Source organism: Streptomyces sp. NPDC002092 (assembly GCF_053593775.1).
On the sequence record NZ_JBSFDG010000005.1, the window covers coordinates 127,987 to 152,545 of the forward strand.

21 protein-coding genes are annotated in these 24,559 nt (G+C 70.0%); 6 read left to right on the plus strand and 15 right to left on the minus strand.

Annotation, left to right across the window (positions count from 1 at the left end; translation table 11 throughout):
• The first annotated feature begins 11 nt into the window (after positions 1–11).
• Positions 12–1,586: a Na+/H+ antiporter gene (locus ACWCRD_RS13165; RefSeq protein WP_450965947.1), complete on the plus strand. Its 1,575-nt coding sequence runs from the start codon at positions 12–14 to the stop codon at positions 1,584–1,586.
• Here the strand turns inward: ACWCRD_RS13165 and ACWCRD_RS13170 are convergent.
• Positions 1,583–2,995: a hypothetical protein gene (locus ACWCRD_RS13170; RefSeq protein WP_450965948.1), complete on the minus strand. Its 1,413-nt coding sequence runs from the start codon at positions 2,993–2,995 to the stop codon at positions 1,583–1,585. The genes ACWCRD_RS13165 and ACWCRD_RS13170 overlap by 4 nt on opposite strands.
• Positions 2,996–3,985: 990 nt before the next feature.
• Between ACWCRD_RS13170 and ACWCRD_RS13175 the strand changes: the two genes are divergently transcribed.
• The 4 genes from ACWCRD_RS13175 to ACWCRD_RS13190 all read left to right on the plus strand — a co-directional run bounded on the left by ACWCRD_RS13175 (position 3,986) and on the right by ACWCRD_RS13190 (position 7,507).
• Positions 3,986–5,941, plus strand: a complete 1,956-nt coding sequence (locus ACWCRD_RS13175; protein WP_450965949.1) for an amino acid transporter — start codon at positions 3,986–3,988, stop codon at positions 5,939–5,941.
• A 108-nt stretch (positions 5,942–6,049) separates the two neighbouring features.
• The gene (locus ACWCRD_RS13180) at positions 6,050–6,568 is read left to right on the plus strand and encodes a hypothetical protein (protein ID WP_450965950.1); all 519 of its coding nucleotides are present in this window, start codon (positions 6,050–6,052) and stop codon (positions 6,566–6,568) included.
• A 96-nt stretch (positions 6,569–6,664) separates the two neighbouring features.
• Positions 6,665–7,168 carry a GbsR/MarR family transcriptional regulator gene (locus tag ACWCRD_RS13185; RefSeq protein ID WP_450965951.1) on the plus strand — a complete coding sequence of 168 codons (504 nt, stop codon included), beginning with the start codon at positions 6,665–6,667 and terminating at the stop codon, positions 7,166–7,168.
• A 57-nt stretch (positions 7,169–7,225) separates the two neighbouring features.
• Complete coding sequence (locus ACWCRD_RS13190) at positions 7,226–7,507, plus strand: hypothetical protein (protein WP_450965952.1); 282 nt, start codon at positions 7,226–7,228, stop codon at positions 7,505–7,507.
• A 176-nt stretch (positions 7,508–7,683) separates the two neighbouring features.
• On the opposite strand, the gene ACWCRD_RS13195 is transcribed toward ACWCRD_RS13190, so the two are convergent.
• The 6 genes from ACWCRD_RS13195 to ACWCRD_RS13220 all read right to left on the minus strand — a co-directional run bounded on the left by ACWCRD_RS13195 (position 7,684) and on the right by ACWCRD_RS13220 (position 15,173).
• Complete coding sequence (locus ACWCRD_RS13195) at positions 7,684–8,478, minus strand: ABC transporter permease (protein WP_450965953.1); 795 nt, start codon at positions 8,476–8,478, stop codon at positions 7,684–7,686.
• Entirely contained in the window at positions 8,475–9,476 is a 1,002-nt protein-coding gene (locus ACWCRD_RS13200; protein ID WP_450965954.1) for an ATP-binding cassette domain-containing protein, read from the minus strand. Before ACWCRD_RS13200 ends, ACWCRD_RS13195 begins: the two co-directional genes overlap by 4 nt.
• 60 nt (positions 9,477–9,536) lie before the next feature.
• Positions 9,537–10,379 (minus strand): DUF4097 family beta strand repeat-containing protein, encoded by an 843-nt coding sequence (locus ACWCRD_RS13205; protein WP_450965955.1) that lies wholly within the window; start codon positions 10,377–10,379, stop codon positions 9,537–9,539.
• Between the two features lie 87 nt (positions 10,380–10,466).
• Positions 10,467–10,979, minus strand: a complete 513-nt coding sequence (locus tag ACWCRD_RS13210) for a hypothetical protein (protein WP_450965956.1) — start codon at positions 10,977–10,979, stop codon at positions 10,467–10,469.
• Between the two features lie 1,152 nt (positions 10,980–12,131).
• A complete protein-coding gene (locus ACWCRD_RS13215; protein ID WP_450965957.1) occupies positions 12,132–13,661 on the minus strand; it encodes a GMC family oxidoreductase in 1,530 nt (509 codons plus the stop codon).
• A 249-nt stretch (positions 13,662–13,910) separates the two neighbouring features.
• Positions 13,911–15,173, minus strand: a complete 1,263-nt coding sequence (locus ACWCRD_RS13220; RefSeq protein WP_450965958.1) for an MFS transporter — start codon at positions 15,171–15,173, stop codon at positions 13,911–13,913.
• Between the two features lie 127 nt (positions 15,174–15,300).
• On the opposite strand from ACWCRD_RS13220, the gene ACWCRD_RS13225 reads away from it, so the two are divergent.
• Positions 15,301–15,906: a CGNR zinc finger domain-containing protein gene (locus tag ACWCRD_RS13225; RefSeq protein WP_450965959.1), complete on the plus strand. Its 606-nt coding sequence runs from the start codon at positions 15,301–15,303 to the stop codon at positions 15,904–15,906.
• 7 nt (positions 15,907–15,913) lie between these two features.
• Here ACWCRD_RS13225 and ACWCRD_RS13230 read toward each other — a convergent pair whose 3' ends face one another.
• The 8 genes from ACWCRD_RS13230 to ACWCRD_RS13265 form a co-directional block, all read right to left on the minus strand.
• A complete protein-coding gene (locus ACWCRD_RS13230; protein ID WP_450965960.1) occupies positions 15,914–16,903 on the minus strand; it encodes a Gfo/Idh/MocA family protein in 990 nt (329 codons plus the stop codon).
• Positions 16,893–17,441, minus strand: a complete 549-nt coding sequence (locus ACWCRD_RS13235) for a flavin reductase family protein (protein ID WP_450965961.1) — start codon at positions 17,439–17,441, stop codon at positions 16,893–16,895. Before ACWCRD_RS13235 ends, ACWCRD_RS13230 begins: the two co-directional genes overlap by 11 nt.
• Positions 17,442–17,450: 9 nt before the next feature.
• Positions 17,451–18,359, minus strand: coding sequence for a UTP--glucose-1-phosphate uridylyltransferase GalU (gene galU / locus ACWCRD_RS13240; RefSeq protein WP_450965962.1), 909 nt, complete (start codon positions 18,357–18,359; stop codon positions 17,451–17,453).
• A 51-nt stretch (positions 18,360–18,410) separates the two neighbouring features.
• Entirely contained in the window at positions 18,411–19,907 is a 1,497-nt protein-coding gene (locus tag ACWCRD_RS13245; RefSeq protein ID WP_450965963.1) for an alpha,alpha-trehalose-phosphate synthase (UDP-forming), read from the minus strand.
• A gap of 187 nt (positions 19,908–20,094) precedes the next feature.
• Positions 20,095–21,162, minus strand: a complete 1,068-nt coding sequence (locus ACWCRD_RS13250; RefSeq protein WP_450965964.1) for a zinc-dependent alcohol dehydrogenase — start codon at positions 21,160–21,162, stop codon at positions 20,095–20,097.
• 68 nt (positions 21,163–21,230) lie between these two features.
• A complete protein-coding gene (locus ACWCRD_RS13255; RefSeq protein ID WP_450965965.1) occupies positions 21,231–22,442 on the minus strand; it encodes an acyl-CoA dehydrogenase family protein in 1,212 nt (403 codons plus the stop codon).
• A gap of 180 nt (positions 22,443–22,622) precedes the next feature.
• Positions 22,623–23,600: a ParB/RepB/Spo0J family partition protein gene (locus ACWCRD_RS13260; RefSeq protein WP_450965966.1), complete on the minus strand. Its 978-nt coding sequence runs from the start codon at positions 23,598–23,600 to the stop codon at positions 22,623–22,625.
• Positions 23,597–23,956, minus strand: a complete 360-nt coding sequence (locus ACWCRD_RS13265; RefSeq protein WP_450965967.1) for a hypothetical protein — start codon at positions 23,954–23,956, stop codon at positions 23,597–23,599. The genes ACWCRD_RS13260 and ACWCRD_RS13265 overlap by 4 nt, the downstream gene beginning before the upstream one ends.
• Positions 23,957–24,559: the final 603 nt, after the last annotated feature.

A 24,559-nucleotide genomic window follows, 5' to 3' on the forward strand; every position in this document is an offset into this window, starting at 1 on the left:
AGGGGGACGGCATGCGCGGAGTAGGGACGGTTCTCGCCCTCGTGGTCCTCGCCACGGTGGTGGCGACCTTCGCCCGCCGGTGGCGCATTCCCGCGCCTTCCCTCCTTGTGCTCGCCGGCCTCGGCGTGGCGCTGCTGCCGGGCACCCCGCAGATCGAGATCAGCCCCGAGATCATCGGCCTCGTCGTGCTGCCGCCGCTGCTGTACGCCTCCGCCGAGGAGATGCCCTGGCGTGAGCTGCACGCGGTGTGGAAGCCGGTCGGCATACTCGCCATCGGCCTCGTCCTCGCCTCCGCTGCGGCCGTGGGCGCGGTAGCGGCTCTGGTGACACCCCTGTCGTGGCAGATGGCGTTCGTGCTGGGCGCGATCCTGGCCAGCACCGACCCCGTCGCGGTCACCGCCCTGGGCAGACGGCTCGCCCTGCCGCCGAAGGTCCAGGTCCTCGTCCAGGCGGAGAGCCTCTTCAACGACGCGACCTCGCTGGTGCTGGTCCGGGTCGCGGCGGGCATCGCCGTCGCCTCGGCGGCGGCGAACTGGGGTGCGGCAGGCGGCGAGTTCCTCCTGCTGGCCGGCGGCGGCACGCTGATCGGTGCCGCGGTGGCCGGCCTGATCGCCCTGATCCGGCGACGCACCGAGGACCCGGTCCTGGAGACCGTGATCGCCCTGGTCACCCCGTACGCCGCCTACCTGCTCGCGGAGGCCGCGCACACCTCCGGCGTGACCTCGTGCGTGGTGGCCGGCGTGGTCCTCGGCGGCCGGGGCGACCGCCTCACGAACGCGCGCATACGCCTCCAACTGCACGCCGTGTACGGCACGGTGGTGTTTTTGCTGGAGAGCGTGGTGTTCAGCCTGATCGGCCTCGCCCTGCCTGCGCAAGTGCGGGCGCTGGCCGACGGCGACCGGGTCTGGCCGCTGTACGCGCTCGCCGTCGCCGTCACACTTATCGCCGTCCGCATGCTGTGGCTGGCGCCGCTGTCCGCGGTGGTACAGCGCAAGGGCGGCATCAGCCGCATGAACTGGCGGATCCCGGTGGTGCTGACCTGGGCGGGCACCCGGGGCGTGATGCCGCTGGCGGCCGCCCTGTCCATCCCGGAGATCGCAAAGGACGGTACCGCGCTCGCCGATCGGCCGCTCGTCCTCGTCCTGACCACATCGGTCGTGGTCGTCACCCTCGTCGTGCAGGGCTTCACCCTCGCCCCGGTCGTCCGCCGCTCCGGCATCGCCCTGGAACCCGCCCACACCGCGCGCGAGGAGGCCGAGGCCCGCTCCCGCCTGGCCCACGCCGGCCTGGCCCGGCTGGAGGAACTCGCGGAGCTGGAGGTCGTGTCGGACGCAGTCCTCGACCGGCTGCGCCGCGGCCTGTCAGCCCGCCTGGAGGATGCCCGTGACCGCCTCACGGAACAGAACGGCACCGCAGCGGCCACAGAGTCGGCCGACCTCGTCTACCGCCAGCTGCGCCGCGACCTGATCGCCGTCGAGACGGTCGAACTACAGCGCCTTTACGACTCCCACGCCATCAGCGACACCACGCGCCGCCGACTGCAGCGCTCCCTGGATCTGGAGGAGGCCCGGCTGGCGGACTCCTAGCGGAACTCGGCCAGCCTGGGCCGCAATCCGAGGGCCGTGAGAGTGGCGGCGGCGAGCAGCAGCCCGACCGTCCAGGGCAACAGGCCGTTGATCGTGGAACGGCCCGCGTCGACCGAGCCCGTGAATTGGGCGCGGTTGATGTCGGTCACCTTGCCCAGCGCGGCCATCCACGCCCCGAAGTGCGCGTTGGACATCCCCGGCTGCCAGCTGATGCAGAAGGCGACCGCCTGGCTCTCCTTGCCGTCGGCCAGCAGCGCGCGGATCGTGCGGTCGTCGCGCTGGTAGACGGCGTACGTCTGGACTGTTTGCTGGGCCGCAGCCCGCTCCCCCGGGAAGGTGATGTTGTCCAGCTCGCGGCGGAACTCGCCGGTGAAGCGCAGGTCGCGGTGGTCGGACTCGTATGCCTGCCAGGTGGTGGCGAGTTCGGAGTCGTACGTCGGCAAGGTCGCGTCCTTGAGGCCGTACAGCGCCTGCGACTTGGCGAGGAAGGACGTGGCGTACTGGTCGCGTCGCTGCGGATCGAGGAGGTAGCGGCTCTCGTCGGCGTTGGCGTCGTAGGCGATGGCGCGGGCTCGGGAGAGGGCCACGACGGAGTCGAAGGCGTCACGCCGGGCGCCGCGCAGATGGGCGGAGGTGGCCGACAGCATCTGAGAACCGAGGACCACCGCGAGCAGGGTGCAGACCGTGGCGGCCAGCACGCCGGGGTTGAGGATGCGCCGGAAGCTGCCGGCCAGGTGCCACTGGAGGGCCCCGAGCGCGGCCAGCAGCAGCGCGCCGAGCGCGACGACGGCGGCCAGCCGGCCGGAGAGAGCGGAGCGCGCCGAGCTGTACTCCGCGTCGAACGAGCTGTCGTTGGAGGCGACCAACGCCCGTGCCGCTGGTAGGAGTTGCTGCTGAAGAAGGTCGGTGGCCTTGCGGTAGTCGACGAGCGCGGCCGCCTTGCCGCCGCGGTGCCCGTCGTTCTCCAGGGCCCGGCCGATGAGTTCCTGGTATTCGGCGAAGTCGTCGGTGAGCGACTCCACGGTCTTCTCGTCGCCGCCGTTGCCCTGCGCCGCGACCGCGAGGGTGCGCAGCTCGTGCCCGATCTCGCGCCGGGCGTCGCCGTAGAAGCCGAGCGCCTTGTCGTACGGGGTCGCCGCTCGCCCCTTGCCGCCGTCACCGCTGGACAGCAGGATGTTGGCGGCCTGGGCATCCATGTCGTTCAGGGCGAGGTTGAGGTCGGCCGCGCTGGTGGTGCGGGGCGCATCGCGGTCGGCGACGCCGCTCCAGGTGCCCAGGGCCGACACTCCGGCAAGTGCCAGCAGCAGGCCCAGCGCGGCGGCGAGCAGGACCGTGGCTGCGCGCAGAAGGCGCAGCCGCGCGGGCACGGTGGCCCAGTAGCGGCGGCGCAGAACCGCCCACGCGGCCACGGCCTGCTGCCCGGGGCGGCCCTCCGGACCGCCCGTCCGCGACGCCCCCCGACGCCGCGGTCCGGGGCCGGCCCCTGAAGGGGTGACCGTCGGCTGCGACGGCTGCGCACCGGCCTCCGGCTGAGGTCTGTGCGATGTACCGGCCGTAAGGGTCACGGTCCCTCCCGCGTCATGCCACGGACGGTCGCCCGTCCCCCCGTTGCGATTCAGTCTGCGACCGGTTCAGGCCACTGGCGGGCGGCGTTGACGCCCCTCTGACGACGCACCAGGTTTGTTTGACGCGGCCTTGACGCCGCTCGCGCCGGACCCGTATGAAGGCCGCAAATTCCGTGCTGAACAGGATTGTTCGGCCGTCCGTCGTGGATAGGTTCTTGTCGTCCGCCGAGGCCGGGCGTTCAACGGCCTCACCAGCTCCGGAGTCCCCAATCCGAACGCTGATCGCGGCGGCCAGGTGCATGTCCCCGAGACAGGCACCAGCGTGCGGCGTCCCGTCGTCTTCCCGCGCCGACGCCCGCGCACCACCGTGCGGTGCCGGCTCCCGGCACCGCACGGGCCCGCGTGCTTCTTCCCGACACCCGACCAGTCCGTCGGCATGCCCCGACGCGTGCCCGCGCCGAACGACGAAGGATCGCCCGCTCCGACCTCATCGCCTACCTCGTCGAGCAGCCGGTCGCCTCCGACGCGGCTCGCTTCCGCCTGCGGGCCACGGCGGACCACACGGATGACGACGTCGACACCGCAACCGAACCCTCGACACCTGCATACGCGCAGCCCGCCAGACGATCGCCACGAGCCGCTGAGCCCTCACACACTCCCGGCGGCCCCGTGTCCCCCTCTTGCCGGGGGCACCGCCGGCCGCTCTTAACGCCATCTTGACGCATCCGGAGTACATCCCCGTGGGCCCACGCGTCACTCTCTGCTTACGCTGGTTCCGCCGTCCGTGTGATGGCCGGATCCCCACGCTGAGCCGCACATCTGGAGAGCACGTCGATGGTCGCCACCGAACACCCGCCGCAAAGCCGCTTGCGGACATGGATGCTGGAGGGTTTGTCCGACATGGGCAAGCAAGGCGGCCACACCGGGCCGCATGCCGAGCCCGAGCCTCCGCACAAGGGCCAGCGCTGGTATCGGGTGATGTGCCTGACCGGCGTCGACTACTTCTCCACCCTCGGCTACCAGCCAGGTATCGCGGCCCTGGCAGCGGGTCTGCTCTCCCCGATCGCCACTCTCGTCCTCGTCGTCGTCACCCTGGCGGGCGCGCTTCCGGTGTACCGCCGCGTGGCGGAGGAGAGCCCCCACGGCGAGGGTTCCATCGCGATGCTGGAGCGGCTGCTCTCCTTCTGGCAGGGCAAACTCTTCGTCCTGACACTGCTGGGCTTCGCCGCCACCGACTTCCTCATCACCATCACCCTGTCAGCCGCCGACGCCTCGACCCACCTAATCGAGAACCCGCACCTGACCAGCGCCCTGCACGGTCAGCAGATGCTGATCACGCTCATCCTGGTCGCCCTGCTGGGCGCGGTCTTCCTCAAGGGGTTCCTGGAGGCCATCGGCGTCGCGGTCGCCCTGGTGGTGGCCTACCTCGGTCTGAACACCGTCGTCGTGGCCGTCGGCTTCTGGCACGTCGTCACCGCCGGGCACGTCGTCACCGACTGGACCAGCGCCCTGACCACCCAGCACGGCAACGTCTTCGCCATGATCGGCGTCTCCCTGCTGGTCTTCCCGAAGCTGGCCCTGGGCTTGTCCGGCTTCGAGACCGGCGTCGCGGTCATGCCGCACGTCCAAGGCGACCCGGGCGACACGGAGGACAACCCCAAGGGCCGCATCCGCGACACGAAGAAGCTCCTCACGGCAGCCGCCCTGATCATGAGCGTCTTCCTGATCGCCACCAGCTTCATCACCACGGTGCTCATCCCGGAGAACGAGTTCAAGACAGGCGGCCCGGCCAACGGACGCGCACTCGCCTACCTGGCCCACCAGTACTTGGGCGGCGCCTTCGGCACGGTGTACGACGTCTCGACGATCGCCATCCTCTGGTTCGCCGGCGCCTCGGCCATGGCCGGCCTGCTCAACCTGATGCCGCGCTACCTGCCTCGCTACGGCATGGCCCCGCATTGGGCCCGCGCCGTCCGCCCGATGGTGATCGTCTTTACCCTGATCGGCTTCCTGGTCACGTGGATCTTCGACGCCAATGTGGACGCCCAGGGCGGCGCCTATGCCACCGGCGTGCTGGTGCTGATGTCCTCAGCCGCGATCGCGGTGACCATCGCCGCCCGGCGCGCGGGCCAGCGCAACTGGACCATCGGCTTCGCCGCCGTCTCGGCGGTCCTGCTCTACGTCACGGTGGCCAACGTCTTCGAACGCCCGGACGGTGTCAAGATCGGTGCCTGCTTCATCGTTGGCATCATCCTGGTCTCCCTGCTGTCCCGGCTGGCCCGCGCGTTCGAGCTGCGCGTCACCAGCGTGACGCTGGACGACATGGCGGAACGATTCATCCGGGACATCGCCAGCCGGAAGATCCGATTCATCGCCAACGAGCCCGGCCGACGCGACAAGGCTCAGTACCGCGACAAGATCGAGCAGATCCGCGCCGACAACGACATGCCCGAGGCGGAGGATTTCGTCTTCGTCGAGGTCACGGTCACCGACCCGTCCGAGTTCGAGGCCGGTCTGGTGGTGCGCGGGGAGGTCCTGCACGACCGTTACCGCGTCCTGACCCTGGAGTCCTCCTCCATCCCGAATGCCCTGGCCGCGCTCGCCCTCCACGCCCGGGACACCACCGGCTGCATCCCGCACATCTACTTCGAGTGGACCGAGGGCGGCCCCTTCGCCAACTTCCTGCGCTTCTTCCTCTTCGGCCAGGGCGAGGTCGCCCCGGTCACCCGCGAGGTCCTGCGCGAGGCGGAACCGGACCGGGCCCGCCGGCCACGTGTCCATACCGGCTGAGTACGGCGCGGACGACCGCGTCAGGATGCCGTCAAGATTCGCCCGTATGCGCTAAGGCCCCGTTAGCGCCGGTCGCCGGAGCCCACCCCGGCGCCTAGCGTCAGCGCCATGCGACGGAGCGGATCGGCGGGCTCGGCCGGCGACCGCCACTGGAGTGGCAGCGCCCGGCTCGCGGTCGGCTGCGCCCTGGTCTTCTGCGCCATGAGCGTCCTGGTCGACTGGGACGCGGGAAGCCTGACGCCGCTCCGCGCCCTGCTCTGGGGCACGCTGTCGGCCGCCGTATGCGCCATCCTGCTTCCGGCGCGGGTGAGTGCGGGCCCCGGCTGGCTGGCGGTACGCGTCCCTTGGCGCCGTCGAGTGATCCACACAGACGCCCTGACGACCGTACGGCAGTACGACGGCGTCTCCTCCCACCTGGTCCTGCGGGACGTCCACGGTCACCGTCTGGAACTCGACCCCCGTGTCCTCGCGGCCAACCCTGTGCTCTGGCACGAACTCGACACGGGCGTCCGCCGCTCCCTGGAAGGCGGAACGCTCCTCCTCGGAGCGGATGTCATGGCGCGACTGGGGCAGCACATCGACGACGAGACAGTTCAGGCGGTGCTTCGGGCATCTGGGCTTTCCTGACCCAGAGAGCAGCCTCACCTGCCCCTGAGGCAGCTCGCCCATGACTGAGATGACAGAAATAAGTGTCATCTCGATGATGAATGCTAGATTGCTGATGTGCCTCAAGATGCCCAGCTGGTCTTCGCCGACCACGTCGGCCGCTTCTACGCCCGCCATTACGGCTTCCCGCCGATGGCCGGACGCCTGCTCGGCTATCTGCTCGTCTGCGATCCGGACCAGCAGACGATCGACGAACTGAGTGACGCACTCCTGGCGAGCCGGAGCGCAATCACAGGCGCGGTCAAACTGCTGGAGAGCTACGACCTGGCACGACGCGCCAGGTCGGCCGGTGAGCGGATGGACCGGGTGAGCCTTAACCCGACCGGGCGACAGCCGCAGAACTTCGACGCCACCCTCCACCTGGAACACGCGGCACTGTTCCGGGAGGGACTGAGCCTGCTCGCCGACGCGGCACCGACGCGCCGAGCCCCACTCGAAGAGATGGTCGCGCTGGCGGAGTTCCTCGCCGAACGCCTGCCCGCACTTCGGGACGAATGGCACGCGCACCGCGAGAAACTGCGCGCCTCCGGAAAGCTGCCACAAACCGGCGCAAAGCGCTGAAGGACACCACCCCGGCCCGGGGCACCGCCCCGGCCCCGAAGGCCACGAAGAGGTTCCATGACGACCGAACACGACCAGTCCTACGAGTCCGATCTGGCCGCTTTGCGCGAGCGCGCCGATCAGGGCGACGCGGATGCCGTCGACGAGTTGATCGAACTAGCCGCTGAACTGGGCGACATGAACGAGCTGCGACGCCTCGCGGAGACCGGAAACTCCACCGCAACCGACCAGCTCATCGAACTCGCCGTCGAACAGGAAGACCTCGGCGAGCTGCAGCGCCTGGCGGACCGGGGAAACAGCACTGCCGCCGAGGTGCTGGAGGAACTCAGCGGCGAATGACGAATACGGGTGGAGCCGGAACACGCGCTGGACTCCTCACGGCCGCTCCCGGCGTAAGCGCAGGCCGCCGATGATTGATGCCTCCGGCTGGCGAACCCCGCACGAGCGGAGGGCCCGCGTGCTTCGGGCCCCCCGCCGTGGAGTGTGTACGTGATCGACCGAACCGAAGAACGCTCTCAGCTCCCGGTGGTGCTGTTGAACTTCGAGGTCGACCAGCGGTAGCCGAGCGCCGCGAGGCCCACGCACCAGGCCACGGCGATCCATCCGTTGTTGCCGATCTCGGTGCCGAGAAGGAGTCCGCGCAGGGTTTCGATGGCGGGGGTGAAGGGCTGGTACTCGGCGATCGGCTGGAACCAGCCCGGCATGGCGTGGACCGGCACAAAGGTGCTGGAGATGAGCGGCAGGAAGATCAGCGGCATCGCGTTGTTGCTGGCAGCCTCCGGGTTCGGGCTGGACAGGCCCATGCCGACCGCAATCCAGGTGAGCGCCAGGGCGAAGAGCAGGAGCAGGCCGAACGCCGCGCCCCACTCCAGAGCCGTTGCATCGGTGGAGCGGAACCCGATCGCCACACCGACGGCTCCGACCAGGACAACACTGATGACCGACTGGAGCACGCTGCCGATGACGTGCCCGACGAGCACCGACCCGCGATGGATCGCCATCGTGCGGAACCGGGCGATGATGCCCTCTGACATATCCATGGCGACGGAGACCGCGGTGCCGATCGTGGTGGAGCCGATGGTCATGAGTAGCAGGCCCGGGACGAGATAGGCGATGTACTCGGAGCGGTCCGGGCCGCCGCCACCGATGCCCGCGCTCATGGTGTCGCCGAAGACGTAGACGAAGAGCAGCAACAGCATGACCGGCGTGAGCAGCAGGTTCAGCGTCATGGACGGATAGCGCCGGGCGTGCAGCAGGTTCCGCCGCAGCATGGTGGAGGAGTCGCGGACGGCGAGTGAGAGGGAGCTCATCGGGCGTTCTCCTTGGGCTGGTTGGGAATTTCGACGTCGCCGGTCAGGGCGAAGAAGACGTCGTCGAGATCAGGGGTGTGCACGGTCAGCTCGGATGCCTCGATGCCGGCGGCGTCGAGCCAGTCGAGGATGGAGCGCAGTTCGCGCTGGCTGCCGTCGCTGGGGAGTTGGAGCGTGAGGGCCTCGCCGTCCTGGGCAGCCTCACTCAACGAGGAGGCAGCGCTCTGGTACACGGCCGGGTCGGTGAAGCGGAGCCGGATGTGCCCGCCGGGGATCAGCCGCTTCAGCTCCTCCGCGGTTCCCTCGGCCACGATCTTGCCGCCGTTCAACACCGCGATACGGTCGGCGAGTTCGTCGGCCTCGTCCAGGTACTGGGTGGTGAGGAAGACCGTGACGCCGTCGGAGACGAGCTCGCGGATGATCTGCCACATGTTGTGGCGGGCGCGCGGGTCGAGGCCGGTGGTCGGCTCGTCGAGGAAGATGATCCGCGGGTTGCCGACCAACGTCATGGCGATGTCGAGGCGGCGCTTCATGCCGCCGGAGTAGGTGGAGGCGGGCTTCCTCGCCGCCTCCGTGAGGTCAAAACGCTCCAGCAGATCGGCGGCCACCCGCCGCCCCTCGCGCCTGGAGAGGTGGTGCAGGTCTGCCATGAGAAGCATGTTCTCCTCACCGGTGATCAGCCCGTCGACGGCGGAGAACTGCCCGGTGACACCGATCGCGGCACGCACGGCCTGCGGGTCGGCGGCGAGGTCGTGTCCCGCGACCTGGGCCTGTCCGCCGTCAGCGGCGATGAGCGTGGAAAGGATCTTGACGGCGGTGGTCTTGCCGGCACCGTTCGGGCCGAGCAAAGCGAAAACGGACCCGGCCGGGATGCGCAGATCAATGCCGTCGAGGACGGTCTTGTCGCCGTACGACTTGCGCAGTCCCACGGCGGAGACAGCGGCAGGAGACGGATGACCGTCGACCCGAATGGATGTGGGCATGACAGATGAAGGCATGACGCCCTCCGTTCGAAGGCTGAAGTGGGCGGGAGACGGAGCTGGTTGAGGATGTGTCGCTCAGCCCTTGGCGCGGCGAACGTCGATGTTGCCCCAGTTGGTCCGTGCGCGGACCTTGACGGTGCCCTCGATCTGCTCAGGGGCCTCGGACGCGGTGAGCGAGTTGCGCACCTGCCCGCGGTTGGAGCTGACGTCGAGCCAGGCGGCGGTGCCCTCGCGGATGCCGATCTCGATGGAGCCGTTGGAGGTCTCCAACTGAACGTCGCCACGGGCGACTTCGGCGACGCGAAGGGAGCCGTTGGTCGTGGTACCGGTGACCGACGCCTCGGCGCGCGCGATGTCCATGGCGCCGTTGGCACCGTTCACCCGCAGCTCACCGGTCACTGTGCCGACGGTCGTGGTGCCGTGCGAGTTCTTCACTACGGCGGGGCCGTCGACGCGGCCGACGCGCAGGTTGCCGGAGCTGGTGGTGATCTCGGCCTTGCCCTCGACCCGGTCCACGGTGATCGAGCCGTGCGACACGGTCAGTTGCAGCGGCCCTGTGGTGTCGAGGCGGACGTCACCGGTGGAGGTCTTCACGCGGACCTCGCCGAGCCGGCCCTCGCCGAGCATCTGGGCCCAGGAGCCGGTCATTTCGACGTGTGAGCCTGTGGGCAGTTCGACCGTCACGTCGGCGAGGCCGGAGGACCCGATCATGCGTCGCTCCTTCGTCCTGACGGTCAGAACGCCGCTCGCGTAGGTGACCTCGGTCTGCTCGGCGGCCTTCACGTCCTTGTCCCGCTTCGGGTCACGGGCCTGCACTTCGACGACCGTGTCGAGGCGGTCGGCCGCGGTGAACCGGATGGAACCGGCGCCCACGTGGGCGTTGACCGAGATCGGTTCGGGAGTGTCGAAAGAAGGCATGGCTGTTCCGTCCTCGTGGGTCTTGGGTCGTCCCCGCAGGTGGGACGTGGTGTGGGTGCCGTGCTTTTCTGTGGGGCGCGGGCGTGGCTAGCGCACCCAGCCCGTGAAGCTCTGTCCGACGGTGCGGGTCTTCTCCGTCGTACGAGGCTGAGTGCCGCCGTCGACCGCAGCCGCCACGGCCCGCACAAGCCACGCGTTGACCGACAGGCCCTCACGGTTCGCAGCCTCCTCGGCGCGGGTCTTGAGGTGGGCCGGCAGCCGCAGGTTGACGCGGGCAGTGCCGCCCTCGTCGCCGTCGGCCGGAGGCTTGAGAAGCTCGACGGGCGCGGTTGGCGCCGCGGGGACATCGCCATCGGTGGGCGGCAGCGTCACCACGAAGTCGGGGTCCAGTCCACGCAGCCGTACATCGACCGAGCCGGGGGCGAGTTCGCGGGTGATCTCGTCCATCGCGTCGGAGAGCACGTTGAGCATGGCCAGCCGAGTCGCCGACTCCAGCGGAGCGGTGAGCCGCTCGGCCAGTTCGCGGGCGTCTTCCCCGCCGGCTTCTGCGGCTACCGCGAGTTCGCGTCGTAGGTTGTCGACATACGGAGTGAGGTCCATAATGCCATCATGGCACCATCTTGGCGCCACAGGCAAGCCCAAATGGCGCCACACAGCGCGCACCCGAAGAAGCACCGTTCCCGCTGCGAAAACACGACGGCACCAACCTGAGCCATGGTGGCGCCGACGCACTCATACGCCCCTAGCGGGCACGGAATGGCGTCACGTAGCACCAGATGGCACCATCTGGCGCTACCCCCATGGCCTCGCACGCCTGGGACTCCACCTCACATACCTCAACCAACGGCCCGCCGCCCGTGAAGGCGGCGGGCCGCGGGCGACCAAAGACGCAAGGAGTCCCGTCGTTGTCAGACTCTGCCGCCGAGGGCGTCGAGGATGTATGGCCAGGCAGCCGCTCCCAGGAGTACGTCAGCTGCGTGCGTGCCTCCGTACTGGAAGCGCGGAGAGGCCGGCGCCGGGCTCTCGCCCGGAAGACGTGGTCGGTGGCCGGCATCGTGGCGGCTGATCAGTCGCACTGCGGCCCCGGCTGGCGCCGACGCTGTGCCAGCTGTCCAGCGAACGGCAGGGACGGCCACATCGCGTCGTCGCTTCGCCCACGGCTTCCCGAAATCTCGGGAAGTTCCCTTGACGATTCGTCAAGGACTGACGTTCGTGCAGGTCACAGGCATAGGTGATCTTGACTCGCAAGGCGCCTTCTAAGCGCTTGGCCGCAGGTTCGAGTCCTGCCGGGGGCGCCAACCATTGGTCAGCCCTGACTGGGCATCGCCGCAGGTCAGCGGGCGGGTATACCTGATCCGGGATTTGTCCGGCAGAGGCCGCGCCGCAGGTTCGAGTACCGGGTGAGGCACCCGGAACATGGCTGGTCCGTTGCGGTGTCTTCCCAGCGCGGGAGATGCGATCTGCCTGGGAGGCCCCGACCAGCCGGGGGATTGCTGATCGGGGCGGCTCAGGGAGACGAGGACACCGCCCGGTGTCCTGGGCTCACGGGTGGAGGCGCGAGGGACCGGCGGGTGACCTGAGGGTCGGCCTCTGGGGCGCGGCCGGGTTGGGGTGAGCCGGCCCGGGGTCGGCCAGGCGCGCCGAGGCGGTGCCCGCCGGTGGAGGTGCCCCCTGCCTGTCGGTTCGCTCCGCGGCCCGGAGGAGCATCCCGGCCCTGAGCGGATCAGAGCCGGGACTGTGGGAGTGGCCTGGTCAGCGCTGTTCCAGGAGTACGTCCGCGGCACGTTCGGCCAGCATGGTCACAGGAGCGTGCGTGTGGGCCCGTACGATGCTCGGCATCGTGGAGGCGTCCACCACACGCAGGCCCGTCAGGCCCCTGACCGCGAACGTCGGGTCGACGACCGAGTGCTCGTCCACACCCATCCGGCAGGTGCTCACGAGGTGGTGGATGCTGCCTCCCGTCGTACGGATGTAGGCCGTGATGTCGTCGGTCTCCTCGGACAACGCTCCATCCGTGAGGGGTTTGCCCGTCCATTGCGCGAAGTCCGGCTGGTGCATGACCTGTTGTGCCGCGCGTATGCCGGCCACCAGCGTCGCCAAGTCGTCTCCCGCCTCGTCGGACAGGTAGCAGGGATCGATCAGGGGGGCGTCGTGCGGATCGGCGCTGCGCAGGGTGATCGTGCCGCGGCTGCGCGGTCGCAGGAGGATCACACCCAGCGCCAGTCCATGTGCGGCAGGCCGCTGGTGCTCGCCCAGAGGCACCACAAGGTGGACCACTTCGATGTCCGGAGCATCGAGTTCGTCTCGAGTGCGCAGAAACAGCAGTGCCTCGGAGATGATCGAGTCCAGGGTGCCATGGCGGTCCCGCAGGTACTGGGTGATCTGCTCGGACGAAGCGTTCGCACCGGGCGAGAAGAATCCCTGCGCCTCGAAGGCGAGCGGGACGAGTAGATGATCCGTCAGTTCGCGGCCCACCGAGGGCAGGTCCTGTACGAGCGGGACACCGTGCCGGGACAGTTCCTCGGCGGGGCCCACGCCTGACAGCAGCAGCAGATGCGGGCTCCCCACGGCTCCGGCCGCGAGGATCACCTCGCGCTCTGCACGGACGGTCTCGGTTCCCGACTCCGCTTCCACCTCGATCCCGACTGCGTGCGTGCCCTCGAACACCACGCGGCGCACGAGCGTGTCCGCCCGCACGGTGAGGTTCGGCCGTTCCCGGGCCGAAGCGAGGTAGGCGTCCGCCGAGCTGTGCCGCAGGCCGTCGCGGTGTGTTGCGCGAGCCAGGGCGTAGCCTTCCTGGACCTCGGCCGCCGGGGCGTGCCCCAGGTTTGCGCAGGCGTTGACGAATGCCGGGGTCACCGGAAGGGGATAGCGCAGGCCGGTCAGGCTGATCCGCTGCTCGGCCCGTTCGAAGTAGGGCTGGAGGTCGTCGTGGCTCCAGCCCTCCAGCCCCGTCTCGGCCCAGCCGTCGTAGTCCGCTCGATGCCCGCGGGTCCACAACTGCGCGTTGATCACTGAGGAGCCACCGACCGCCTTCCCGCGCGGGATCGGAATGGTGCGACCCGCGAGGCCGCGCTGCGGCACCGTCGCGAAGTTCCAGTCCAGGTCTGAGCCGAAGAGGCGCGGGAAGAGAATCGGCACCTGAACTTCAGGGCGGGTCTCGGGAGTTCCCGTACCGGCCTCGATCAGCAGCACCCGCGCTGAGCCGTCCGCGCTGAGCCGGTCGGCGAGCACGCATCCCGCTGAGCCGGCCCCGACGATCACGTAGTCCCACTGGCTCACTTCGCGACCGCCTCTCGGGCATGGGCGCCCGCACCCGTGGTCGTGGTCACACCCCAGGTCGTGCTCTTCCGGCAGAGGCTCTCGGCCATGGCAACTCCTTACCGTGTGCAGTGACGTTTCGATGTGCGGCGGCAGATGCGACGGCAGCCGTACGCCGCCGTGCATCCGCGGTGACAGGTGACATGGGACAGAAACCGGGCCCGTTCCGGCCGTCACGGGCGGCCCGGATGAGCGGTGCAGGAGAGTGCTTCAGCGTCCGGCGGGCACGCCGTCCTTCCCTGCGGGCGCCGGCTGGAGTGCGGCTGCGTCGGCCGTGACCTCCCGGCTTCGCAGGACGTGTCGGAGCAGGGCCAGACCGGCCAGGAGTGCGACCAGACCGCACACGCCGTTCCAGCCGAAGGAGGAATAGGCGCGGACCCCGAGCCACGAACCGGCGCTGCCGCCCAGGAAGGCGCAGGTCATGTAGGCGGTGTTGAGCCGGGCTCGGGCCTCCGGTCGCAAGGCGAAGATGCGGGCCTGGTTGGCGACCTGACCGGACTGCATGGCCACGTCGAGCAGCAGCATCCCCGCGCCCAGGCCCACCAGCCCGACGGCGCCGCCCAGGCGACCGGTGAGCAGCAGCGCCCCCGCCGCGATGGCGCCCAGCATGCACACCAGGTTCACGGCGTCGGGGCCGCGCCGGTCGGTGCGCCGGCCGGCGATGGGCGTGGCGAACATGCTGGCCGCGCCGACCAGGGCGAGCACCCCCACCGCCGGGGTTCCCAGGCCGTAGTGCGGGCCGGTGATGAACAGGGCGAGCGCGGTCCAGGCGGCGCTGAACGCGGCGAACACCAGGATCTGGTACTGGCACGAGCGGCGCAGCAGCGGTTCGGTGCGCAGCAGGTGCAGGGAGGCCGCCAGGAGCGCCGGGTAGCGCTGGTCGGTGCTGGGCGTTGTGTGCGGCAGGGCGGTGGCCAGCGCGAGGGTGAGGATCAGCACCATGGCTGCGGCGACGAGGTAGGGGGCGCGCCAGCCCAGCCATTCGCCCAGGGTGCCCGAGAAGGTGCGAGCCAGCAGGATCCCGCCGATCAAGCCGGAGAGCAGGGTTCCGGTGACCGCGCCACGGCGCTCCGGGTCGGTCAGGCCGGCCGCCATGGGGATGAGGATCTGCGGCACGACCGTGGTCAGGCCGACCAGGGCGCTGGCGACGGCGAGGACCGGCAGGGAGGTGGCCGTCCCGGCGAGCACGAGCCCCGCGCAGGTCACCAGCAGAAGGGTGCTGACCAGTCCGCGGTGGCGGAGCCGGTCGCCGAGGGGGACCAGCAGGAAGATGCCCGCGGCGTAGCCGAGCTGGGCGCAGGTGACGACCACGGCCGCGGAGGCGGGGCGCACGTGCAGGTCGTCGGCGATCAGCGGGCTGATGGCCTGGGGGAAGTAGATGTTGGCCACCGCGATGCCGCAGGCGACGGAGAGGAGCAGGATCAGGGGCCGGCTCAACGCCGGCGGCGCAGTGGAGGAAACGCCTGGAGCCATGACACACACCTCGGGCAGGAGAGGAAAGAGGAGACGGAAGGGGGAGGTGACGAATCGCCACCTAGAACCGGTTTAACCGGTTCCTTCAACGTACCAGTAAAACCGGTTCCGCAGTAGGCTGTTTCGTATGGCTGTCTCTCCCGCACCGCCGGTCTTCCGCTTCCGCAGTGGCTCCGGACGGCTCTGCCTGGACTTCATGCGCACCCTGAGGCTGCGCGGCCTGGACGGTGCCACCGAGGAGCTGGACACCCCCGAGGCACTGTCCGCCTGGGTCGTCCAGCTGGGCCCGTATCCCGACGGCACCGTCGTCCCCGTCCCGTCTCAGGCCGTGCTGCACCGGGCGCGGGAGGTACGGGAGGCCGTGCACGCACTCCTGACTGCGGCCCGCTCCGACAGCGGCCCCGCCGGATGCCCTGCGGACGACCGCGCCCGGCTGAACCAGGCGGCCGGCGCGGCGCCACCGGTGCCGGTGCTCGACGGACACGGCACCCTGACCTACACCGCGGCCGACCCGGTCGGCGCGGTTCTCGCCGACATCGCCCGCGATGCGCTGACCCTGGCGACGTCCCCGGCGCTGGAGCGGGTCCGCGCCTGCGCCGGGCCGACCTGCGCCGCCTGGTTCCTTGACACGTCCCGCCCGGGCAACCGGCGCTGGTGCTCCATGGACACCTGCGGGAACCAGGCCAAGAAGACGACGTGGCGGACCAAGCACGAGTCGGGGACGAGATCCTGAACCCTCGTCACAAGGCGGCCTCGGCGACCGCTTCCAGCACACGTGCGCACGCCACCGCGTCGGCCAACGCCGCGCTCTCCTGGTCCTGTCGGCTCCAGCCGGCCAGAAAGGCGGCCATCGCATCACCTGCAGCCGGTGGCCGATGAGTCTCCGTCAGCACTCCGTCCTTCCGCACCAGAGTCAGATCACCGCCGTGCACCTGGAGCGTTCCCCGCGTCCCCTCAAGACGCAGGCGGATGCCGCCGGGGCGTGACGACCACCCCGCGTGCAGGGCCACGGGAGTCGAGCCCCAGTCCAGGAGCGCCGTGCCCCCGGCATCCCCCGGTCCGCCCGCCGGGAGGGGGCGAAGCGAGGCGGCGCGCACCGTCAGGGGAGCCTCGGGGCACAGCCAGCGCAGCAGGTCTACGAGATGGATCCCCAGATCCGCGAAGGCGCCTCGGCTGCCCCAGGGCGGACTGAGCATCCATGACGCGCCGGTGTCGGCGAAGAGCCCGTCCAGGAGGCCCGGATGAGTGAACCAGGCGTCCCCCGCGACGAGTTGACCCAGACGCCCGTCCGCCAGCAGCTCCCGGGCCCGGCGCAGCGACGGAGCCCGCCGCAGGAACATCGCCAATGTCACCCGGGCACCGGCCGCGGTGAGGGTGCGCGCGAGTTCGGCCGTCTCCGCGGCGGTGGCGGCGAGGGGCTTTTCCACCAGGACCGGTGTGCCCGTCCGCGCTACGGCCCCGAGCAGTTCCGCGTGTTCGGCGGTGGAGGAGCACACCAGGGCAAGCTGCGCGTGCGCCAGCGCGGATGCCGCATCGGCGGCGTGCGGCACACCACAGAGTCCGGCGTGCCGAAGGCAGGTATCGGGCCTGTACCGGCCGGGATGCACGGCACACACTTCCGCGCGCCCGGCGAGCGCGCGGAGGTGGTCGGGCAGATGGGGATGCGCCGTCCCGAGGATCGCGATCCTCGGCCGCGGCGCTCCCCCACCCGGCCCGGCTTCAGCGGGCACGGGCCACTTCGGGCGCGGAGCCGGCCGGGCTGACGAAGCCGCGGTCGACGTACACCAGAGCGTCCCGGTCGACGGGGGTGACGCAGTGCAGCACTCGGCCGATGAGCATGCTGTGGTCACCGCCGTCCACCACATCGTGCATGCGGCACACGAGCCGGGCCACCGCCTCGGGAATGCCGGGCAGCCCCCGTTCGAGCGGGACCGTGTCGCCGGAGGCAAACCGGTCAATGCCCGACGTCGCAAAGCGCCGGGCGATATCGGACTGGTCATGGGCCAGTACGTTGACCATGAAGTGGTCGGCGGCGACGAAGGCGGCGTGCGTACTGGCGTTCTTGTCCAGGCTGACCGTCACCAGGGGCGGAGTCAGGGACAGGGAGATGAAGGAACTCGCGGTGAATCCCCAGCGGCGGCCGGTCTCGTCGACCGTGGTGGTGACGACCACGGGCCCCGGGACACGGGCCATGGCGCGAGTGAAGTCGAGCTCTCGGGTGTCGGCGGGCATGGGATACGGCGCCTCCTCGAACGAAGTCTGGGACAAACGGGTTGGTTACGCGGCCAGGTCGCGGGCGACGAAGGTCTGCAGCCAGCTGCGGAACTCCGGGCCGACGTCCTCGCGTCGGCAGGCGAGCCGGACGGTGGCGCGCAGGTACTCGCCGCGGTCGCCGGTGTCATAGCGGTGGCCCGTGAAGACAACCGCGTGGACCGGGCCGCCGATCTCGGGGTCACGCGCCATGGTGCGCAGGGCGTCGGTGAGTTGGATCTCGCCGCCGCGCCCGGGTTCGGTCTTGGCGAGGACCTCGAAGACGGCCGGGTCGAGGACATAGCGGCCTATGACGGCGAGAGTGCTGGGAGCCTCGCCGACTTCGGGTTTCTCGACCAGGTCGGTCACCCGTACGAGGCCGTCCCGTCCGGCGAACTCGACCGCCGCACAGCCGTACCGGTTGATGTGCTCGGCCCCGACGTCCATCAGGGCGATCACACTGCCGCCGAGTTCCTCCCGTACGGCGGTCATGGTCGACAGGAGCGGATCGGCGGGGTCGATCAGGTCGTCGCCGAGCAGCACGGCGAAGGGTTCGGCGCCGACGTGCGGCGCCGCGCACAGCACCGCGTGTCCCAGCCCCCGCGGGTCGCCCTGGCGGACGTAGTGGACGGTGGCGAGGTCGGTCGAGGCGCGGATCAGGTCGAGCCGGGCGGTGTCGCCCTTGCCTGTGAGGACCGCCTCCAGTTCGGCATTGCGGTCGAAGTGGTCCTCAAGGGCGCGCTTTCCGCGGCCGGTGACCATGAGGACGTCATCCAGGCCGGCGGCGACCGCTTCCTCGACGACGTACTGGATCGCGGGCTTGTCGACGATCGGCAGCATCTCCTTCGGTGTTGCCTTCGTCGCGGGCAGGAAGCGTGTGCCCAGTCCGGCGGCCGGGATGACGGCTTTGCGGACACGTGGGGGCGGAGCGGTCATGGTGTCGGCGTCCTTGTCGTCGAAAGGTCGTGGTCCGTCGTGGTGGGGGTGTCAGGCGACGCTCGCGCGCGGTGGCGCGTCGCCGGCGTCCGCGGGCAGCGATCCCGGGCCGGCACCCGCCAGCGCCGTGAGGAAGGAACGGGCCCAGTGGTGGACGTCCCGTTCACGGACGTGACGGCGCAGCTCCCGCATGCGGAGCCTGCGCTCCGCCTCATCCAGGTGCAGGGCGGTGATCATGACGTCCTGGAGCTCGGCGAGATGATGCGGGTTCACCAGGAGCGCCTGAGTGAGTTCGTGGGCCGCGCCGGCGAACTCACTGAGCACCAGGGAGCCGTCCAGGTCGGGGCGGGCGGCGACGAACTCCTTCGCGACCAGGTTCATACCGTCACGCAGCGGCGTCACGAGCATGACGTCGGCGGCCCGGTAGAACGCGGCGAGTTCGGTGCGGTCGACGGTGCTGTGCAGGTAGTGGACCGGCACCTGACCGACCTGCCCGAATGTCCCGTTGATACGGCCGACCTGCGCCTCGATCCGCGTACGCTGCCGCCGGTAGTGCTCGACGCGCTCCCGGCTGGGCGTGGCGATCTGCACCAGGACGGTGTCCCGCGCGCTGACCCGGCCGTCGGCCAGGAGTCCCTCGAAGGCCCGCAGTCGTTGGTCGATGCCCTTGGTGTAGTCGAGCCGGTCGACACTCAGCATGACCCTTCTGCCGTCGCCCAGTTGACGGCGGATCCGCAGGGCCTGCTCCTGAACGGCTTCGCTGCGGGCCAGTTCCTCGAAGTCAGCCGCGTCGATCGAGATCGGAAACGCGCCGACGCGGACCTCCCGGCCCGGCAGCCGCACCGCTCCCAGCACGGGCGCACCGTGCGGGCGGCTCACACTCTCACCGCCGCGCAGGCGGCGCACCAACTGCAGGAAGTTCTGTGCGCCACCCGGCAGTTGGAAGCCGACCAGGTCCGCGCCGAGCAGCCCCTCCACGATCTCCTTGCGCCAGGGAAGCTGGAGGAAGAGCTCGGGGGGCGGAAAGGGGATGTGCAGGAAGAAACCGATCCGCACGTCGGGACGCAGGGCGCGCAGCAGCGCCGGGACCAGCATCAGCTGGTAGTCCTGGATCCAGACGGTGGCTCCGGGACCGGCGATGGCCGCCGCGTGCTCCGCGAACCGCTGGTTGACCCGGTGGTAGCTGCGCCACCACGCCCGGTCGAAGTCGGGCGGCGCCACCACGTCGTGGAACAGCGGCCACAGTGCGGCGTTCGAGAATCCCTCGTAGTAGTCCCTGTGCTCGTCGGCGTCGAGGGGCACAGCGTGCAGGCGCAGGTCCTGGTCAGGGAAGGCGGCAGGGGTGCTCTCGGTGGTGCCGGCCCACCCCACCCAGGCGCCCCGCCGGGCGCGCAGGATGGGCTCCAGAGCACTGACCAGCCCTCCGGGGCTGCGCCGCCAGCGCGGGGAGTCCGCGCCCCTCGATACCAGGTGGACCGGGAGACGATTGGCGACGACGACGAACTCGGCGTCCGGCTGCGCGGGGTGGCGGATCCTGGGTGTGTCCACGTCCTGTTCCCTTCTCCAGAGGCCGAACCCGGCGGACGCGGCGGGGACGGGGCGCCCACCGGGTTCGGCAGCGTATGCGCGGGAGGTGCTGAGCGCTCCGCGGGCGCGATGTGCCGTCGGTCCTCTGCGGCAGCGTCGTGGCTGGTGGCTCCCCCGCTGTCGACCTCGCTCAAGCGGGGCCCAGCGTTCAGGCGGCGCGGAAGTCGACGATCGTCTTGAGATCGGTCGTGCTGCGGTAGTTCTTGAAGATCTCGACGAGGCCCTCGTAGTCGTCGAAGCTGTGCACGGTGGACAGCAGGCGCTTTCCGTCGACGATGCCCGACACCAGCATCTGCATGGCCACCTGGATGACGTTCGCGGAGTGGTGCATCGGGAACGCGGTGACGTCGAACGGGGAAGCAGTGATGTTGATGCCCTTGGCGAGCATCAGCCAGGTGTCGAACTTCTGCATCTCCTGCGAGGCCCCGTACAGCACGTATCGGCCCTTGGGCTTCAGCCGGCGCATCGCCACCCGCCGGGGATCCTTCTCCTCGTCGTCGACCTTGACGGTGGGCAGGGCGTCGAAGACGTAGTCGAAGGTGTTCTCCGCGACCTCGGCGATGAGCTCCTCCGGCAGGTACGCCCGCTCGGAGAAATGCTCCTCGGCGTGCCCGTTGCGCACCGGGTTCGCGTCCACGGACACCACCTGGTTCGGAGCGAGCAGACGCTTGATGACGCTGCCGGCGATGATGCCGATCGGGCCAGTGCCCATGATGAGGACCCTGTCGCCGATCTTCGGAGGGTTGGCCAGGATCGAACGCAGCGCGCCGGTGACGGGTTCGATGAAGGAGGCCTGCAGATCGTCGAGAGCCTCGGGGACCTTGACGGCGGCGGCCCGCAGGTCGTCGGAGAAGTTCCGGTCGGCCCAGAACACGTCCTCCTTGACCTCCCCGGAGAAGATCGGGCGCAACGTCCGGTACTCCGCGAAGCCGTCGAAGTCGGTCTGGCCCCAGTACACGATCCGGTCACCGATCTCTATGTCGGAGCGGGTGAACTCCGGCCCCTTCTCGACGACTTCTCCCAGGTACTCGTGTCCCAGGACAACCGGGTACTCGGAGGGGAACAGGTGCCCTTCGAAGAAGGAGATGTCCGTCGAGCAGATCGACACGCAGCGGGTGCGGAGCAGCAGGCCGTCGGCCGGGACCGTGGGGCGCGGCACCTCCGCGATGACGGTCTGGCGCGGTGCGAGGAGCTGGAGGGCCTTCATGGTCGGCATGGTTGTCCTTCCGGGCAGATTGCGGTTACGAGGTGGCCGTTCCCTGAAGAGGAGGGACGGGATGGTGCTCAGCGGCGCATGCTCAGACCGCCGCCGAGGAGGTATTGGCCCGCCATCTCGACGTTCGTCGGCGACAGGGTGATGTGCTTCGCGGCCGAGTGCGCGTCACGGAAGTAGCGTTCGAGCATGCTGCTCGCGTACAGCGAGGAGGTGCCCGCGACGGTGAACAGGCTGTCGATGGCAGCGCAGCACTGCTCCGCCACGGTCGCCGCGGCCAGCCGCACCGTCGCGCTCAGTGAGTCCCCGCCCACCTCGCCGAACCGTTCGGCGTGCCAGGCGGCGTCCGCCAGCAGCAGCCGGGACGCCCGGACCTGCGCCTCTGCCCGGGCGAACCGCTCCTGCACGGTGTGGGCGGCGGCCAGGGTGGTCGTGCCGGCCATCGGCTTCTTGGCCACAGCCAGCCGCTGGAACTCCTGCAGCGCGCCCCGGGCCGCTCCCAGGACGGTCGACGACGACCCGAACAGCCCGAAGTCGTAGTAGCTGATCGCGTAGCCGCGCGAGGGACGGGCGGGCGGAGCGGAGAACATGTCCCGCTGGGCCACCGTGTACGCGTCGGCGACGAACACGTCGTCGACTTCGTAGTCCTCGCTGCCCGTGCCGCGCAGCCCCAGGGTGCGCCAGTTGTCCAGCATCCGCACGGCCTGCTTGGGAACGAACAGCATCCGGATCTCCGGACCGTGCTCCGTGTGCCGTGGCGTGCCGTCGACGGTGATCCGAGCCGCGCACACCAGCCAGGCGGCGTGCGCCGAACCGCTGGCGAAGCCCCAGCGCCCGGAGAGGCGGTAGCCGCCCTCGACCGCCTCGGCCACCCCGGTCGGGTTGACCGAGCCGACCACCAAGGCGTCCTGGTCCCGGAACAGTTCACGCGCAGCCGACTCGGGCAGGTAGTCCGACAGCCGGCCGATGGCGGCCTGTACACCCATCTGCCAGGCGACCGCCGGGTCGACACGGGACAGCGCCTGAAGCGCCTGGGACCCGGTCTCCAGCGTCACCTGGGAGCCACCGAAGTGACGGGACACCAGCATCCGGGGGAACCCGGCGTCCCGCAGCGCCTCGAACACCGGCACCGGGGAGAACCGCTGTCGCTCCCCCTCCTCGCGCCACTTCTCGATGACGGGGGCGATCCCGTCGACACGGCCGAGCCAGTCCGCGGTCTGAGCCGACACGGGTTTGTTGTCGATCAGCGCGAGGCGCTCTTCGTTTCCGTGGTTCTGAGCCATACCCACCTCCTGATGTCGCTGGGAACGTAGGCGGTGGGAAGGCGTGTTCAAGACCGGAATCCTGCGGGCATGGGGGCCTCTTGACCGACGCATTACAGCGGGCGGAGGAGTCGGCCCGGGCAGCCGAAGAGGGGCGGCCGACGTCGTGAAGACGCCTGCCGCCCCTCGCGAAGGTGCAGGTCAGCCCGCTCTCTCAAGCACGCTGAGGAACGCCAGCCAGGTGTCGATGTGCTCGTGCACCGCGGCGGTCAGGGCTGCCCGGTGGTGCGGCGGAACGGCCGCCAACAGGGCATCTCCCCCGGCATCCAGGAGAGCGCGGTTGTCGAGCAGGCGCAGCAGTTGCCGGCCTGGTTCCGAGAACCGCATGGACGGGTCACGGGCCAGGACGGCGAGGGGGTTCCTGACCGGTCCTGCGGTATGTCGCAGGACCGGCACCCGGAGGCGACTGTTCCGTTCGACGGCGGTCAACGGCACGGGCTCCGCCCGGCCGGCGGCTCGACGCCCGACAGGGTCCTCACCCCGCTGCACGCGGGCCCGGACGTCCCGCGCGGTCCCTACGGAGATCCCGGCGGCCTCGGCGATCTGGCGCAGGGAGGCATCCGGGTGCTCACGCAGGTGGGCAGCGGCACGTTCCCGGCCGACGGAGGGATCCACGGGACGGGCCCGGCCATCCCGTCCCACCCGGGTGTTCAACTGGGGCTCGTTCCCGGTTGAACGCCGTCTGATGGCCGCCACCGTCTTCGTGGACAGGCCGGCGGCCTGCGCGATCGCACGGTTGGACCACTGCGGGTAGGAGGCCACGATGCGCCGGGCAGCCGCCGCCCGCTCCTGCTGGCTCAGCCGCCTGCCGTGGTGGAGATTGGCCTGCACGGCCTGGACGAACGCCTCCTTCTCGTCCCCGTCGAAGTAGCGGACGTCGATCTCGGCACGGCCGGCCAGGGTCGCTGCCGTGAGCCGGTGCATGCCGTCGATGACGCGCATCGTGCGTCGGCACACCAGGATCGGCGGCAGCTCCCGCACCTGCATGAGTGACCTGGCGTAGGCGAGATCCACCTCCCCGGACCGCGGGGAGTCGGCGGGCACCAGCGTCGCGATCGCCACCGGCTGCGGCCGCGTGCCGATGGGGCTCTTCTGTGTGCGAGAGGCGAGTTCTGTCATGGGTGTCTGCTCGCAAGAGCTCTCTCGACGGCGGCCAGGAGCGCCGCGACTCCCTCCGGCCCGTTCACCCGCAGGTCGCAGCAGCTCGCAAGCTCCGGTACTGCCTCGTTCTCGGAGGTGGGCGCGCTGTACACGAGCGCACTCGTGCCGCCTCGTGCACGTCGGTCGGCCAGCAGGCGGACGGCCGGCAGGGCGTCGAAGTCGACGGCCACCACGGCTTGTTGGGGGGCGCGCAGGAGGGCCTGAAGGCCCTCCACCCCCGCCGGGGAGATACCTGCCGTACAGATCGCGCCAAGGTCGAGCGGCAGCGGATCGGCCGGTTTCCGAGCAGGAATGAGCGAATAACTGCTGTTCATGACTATGTCTCCGTGGGCATCCACACCGTGGACAACAGGTACGGGACAGTCGGGAGCGCCAGTGATCCACGACTGGACAGATCCGGTATCGGATATCACGCGAGGGGCGGGGCCGCTCGTGGAATCGACGTCACATGGCTACGGAACAACGCCCGGGACACCGGAGCCGGTGTGGGCAGTCCGTTGCGTCAATCGCCTCGGTTCGCTTCCGGCCATGGTCATACTGCTGCTCATGCTCCGACATCCCCCGTCGTGAAACCGCAGCTAGCTCTCTGCAGTGACTACACAGGCGAGTTCACTGGGCGTCAGCTCCGATCGCCAGGGTCAGTTCTGGCCGACTGGACACCAGCGGCCACCGTCCCTTGCCGGACACCCCTGCCGGGCCACGGGCCCTCGGTGCGCCCTCTTCCCGGCTCACCGGCACACCGCATACATGGCGCCCTCTCCTGCACCGACCTGACCTGCGTCAAAGCTCCACGACGGCAATGTTCCGCACAAAACCGAGTTGCTTCGGGGGAGTTGTCACGAAGGATGGGCAGAGCGGGCCGCTCCAGGCCCGAAACGGGGAGGAAGATAGTGGACAACAGGCCACCGGTAGTCGCA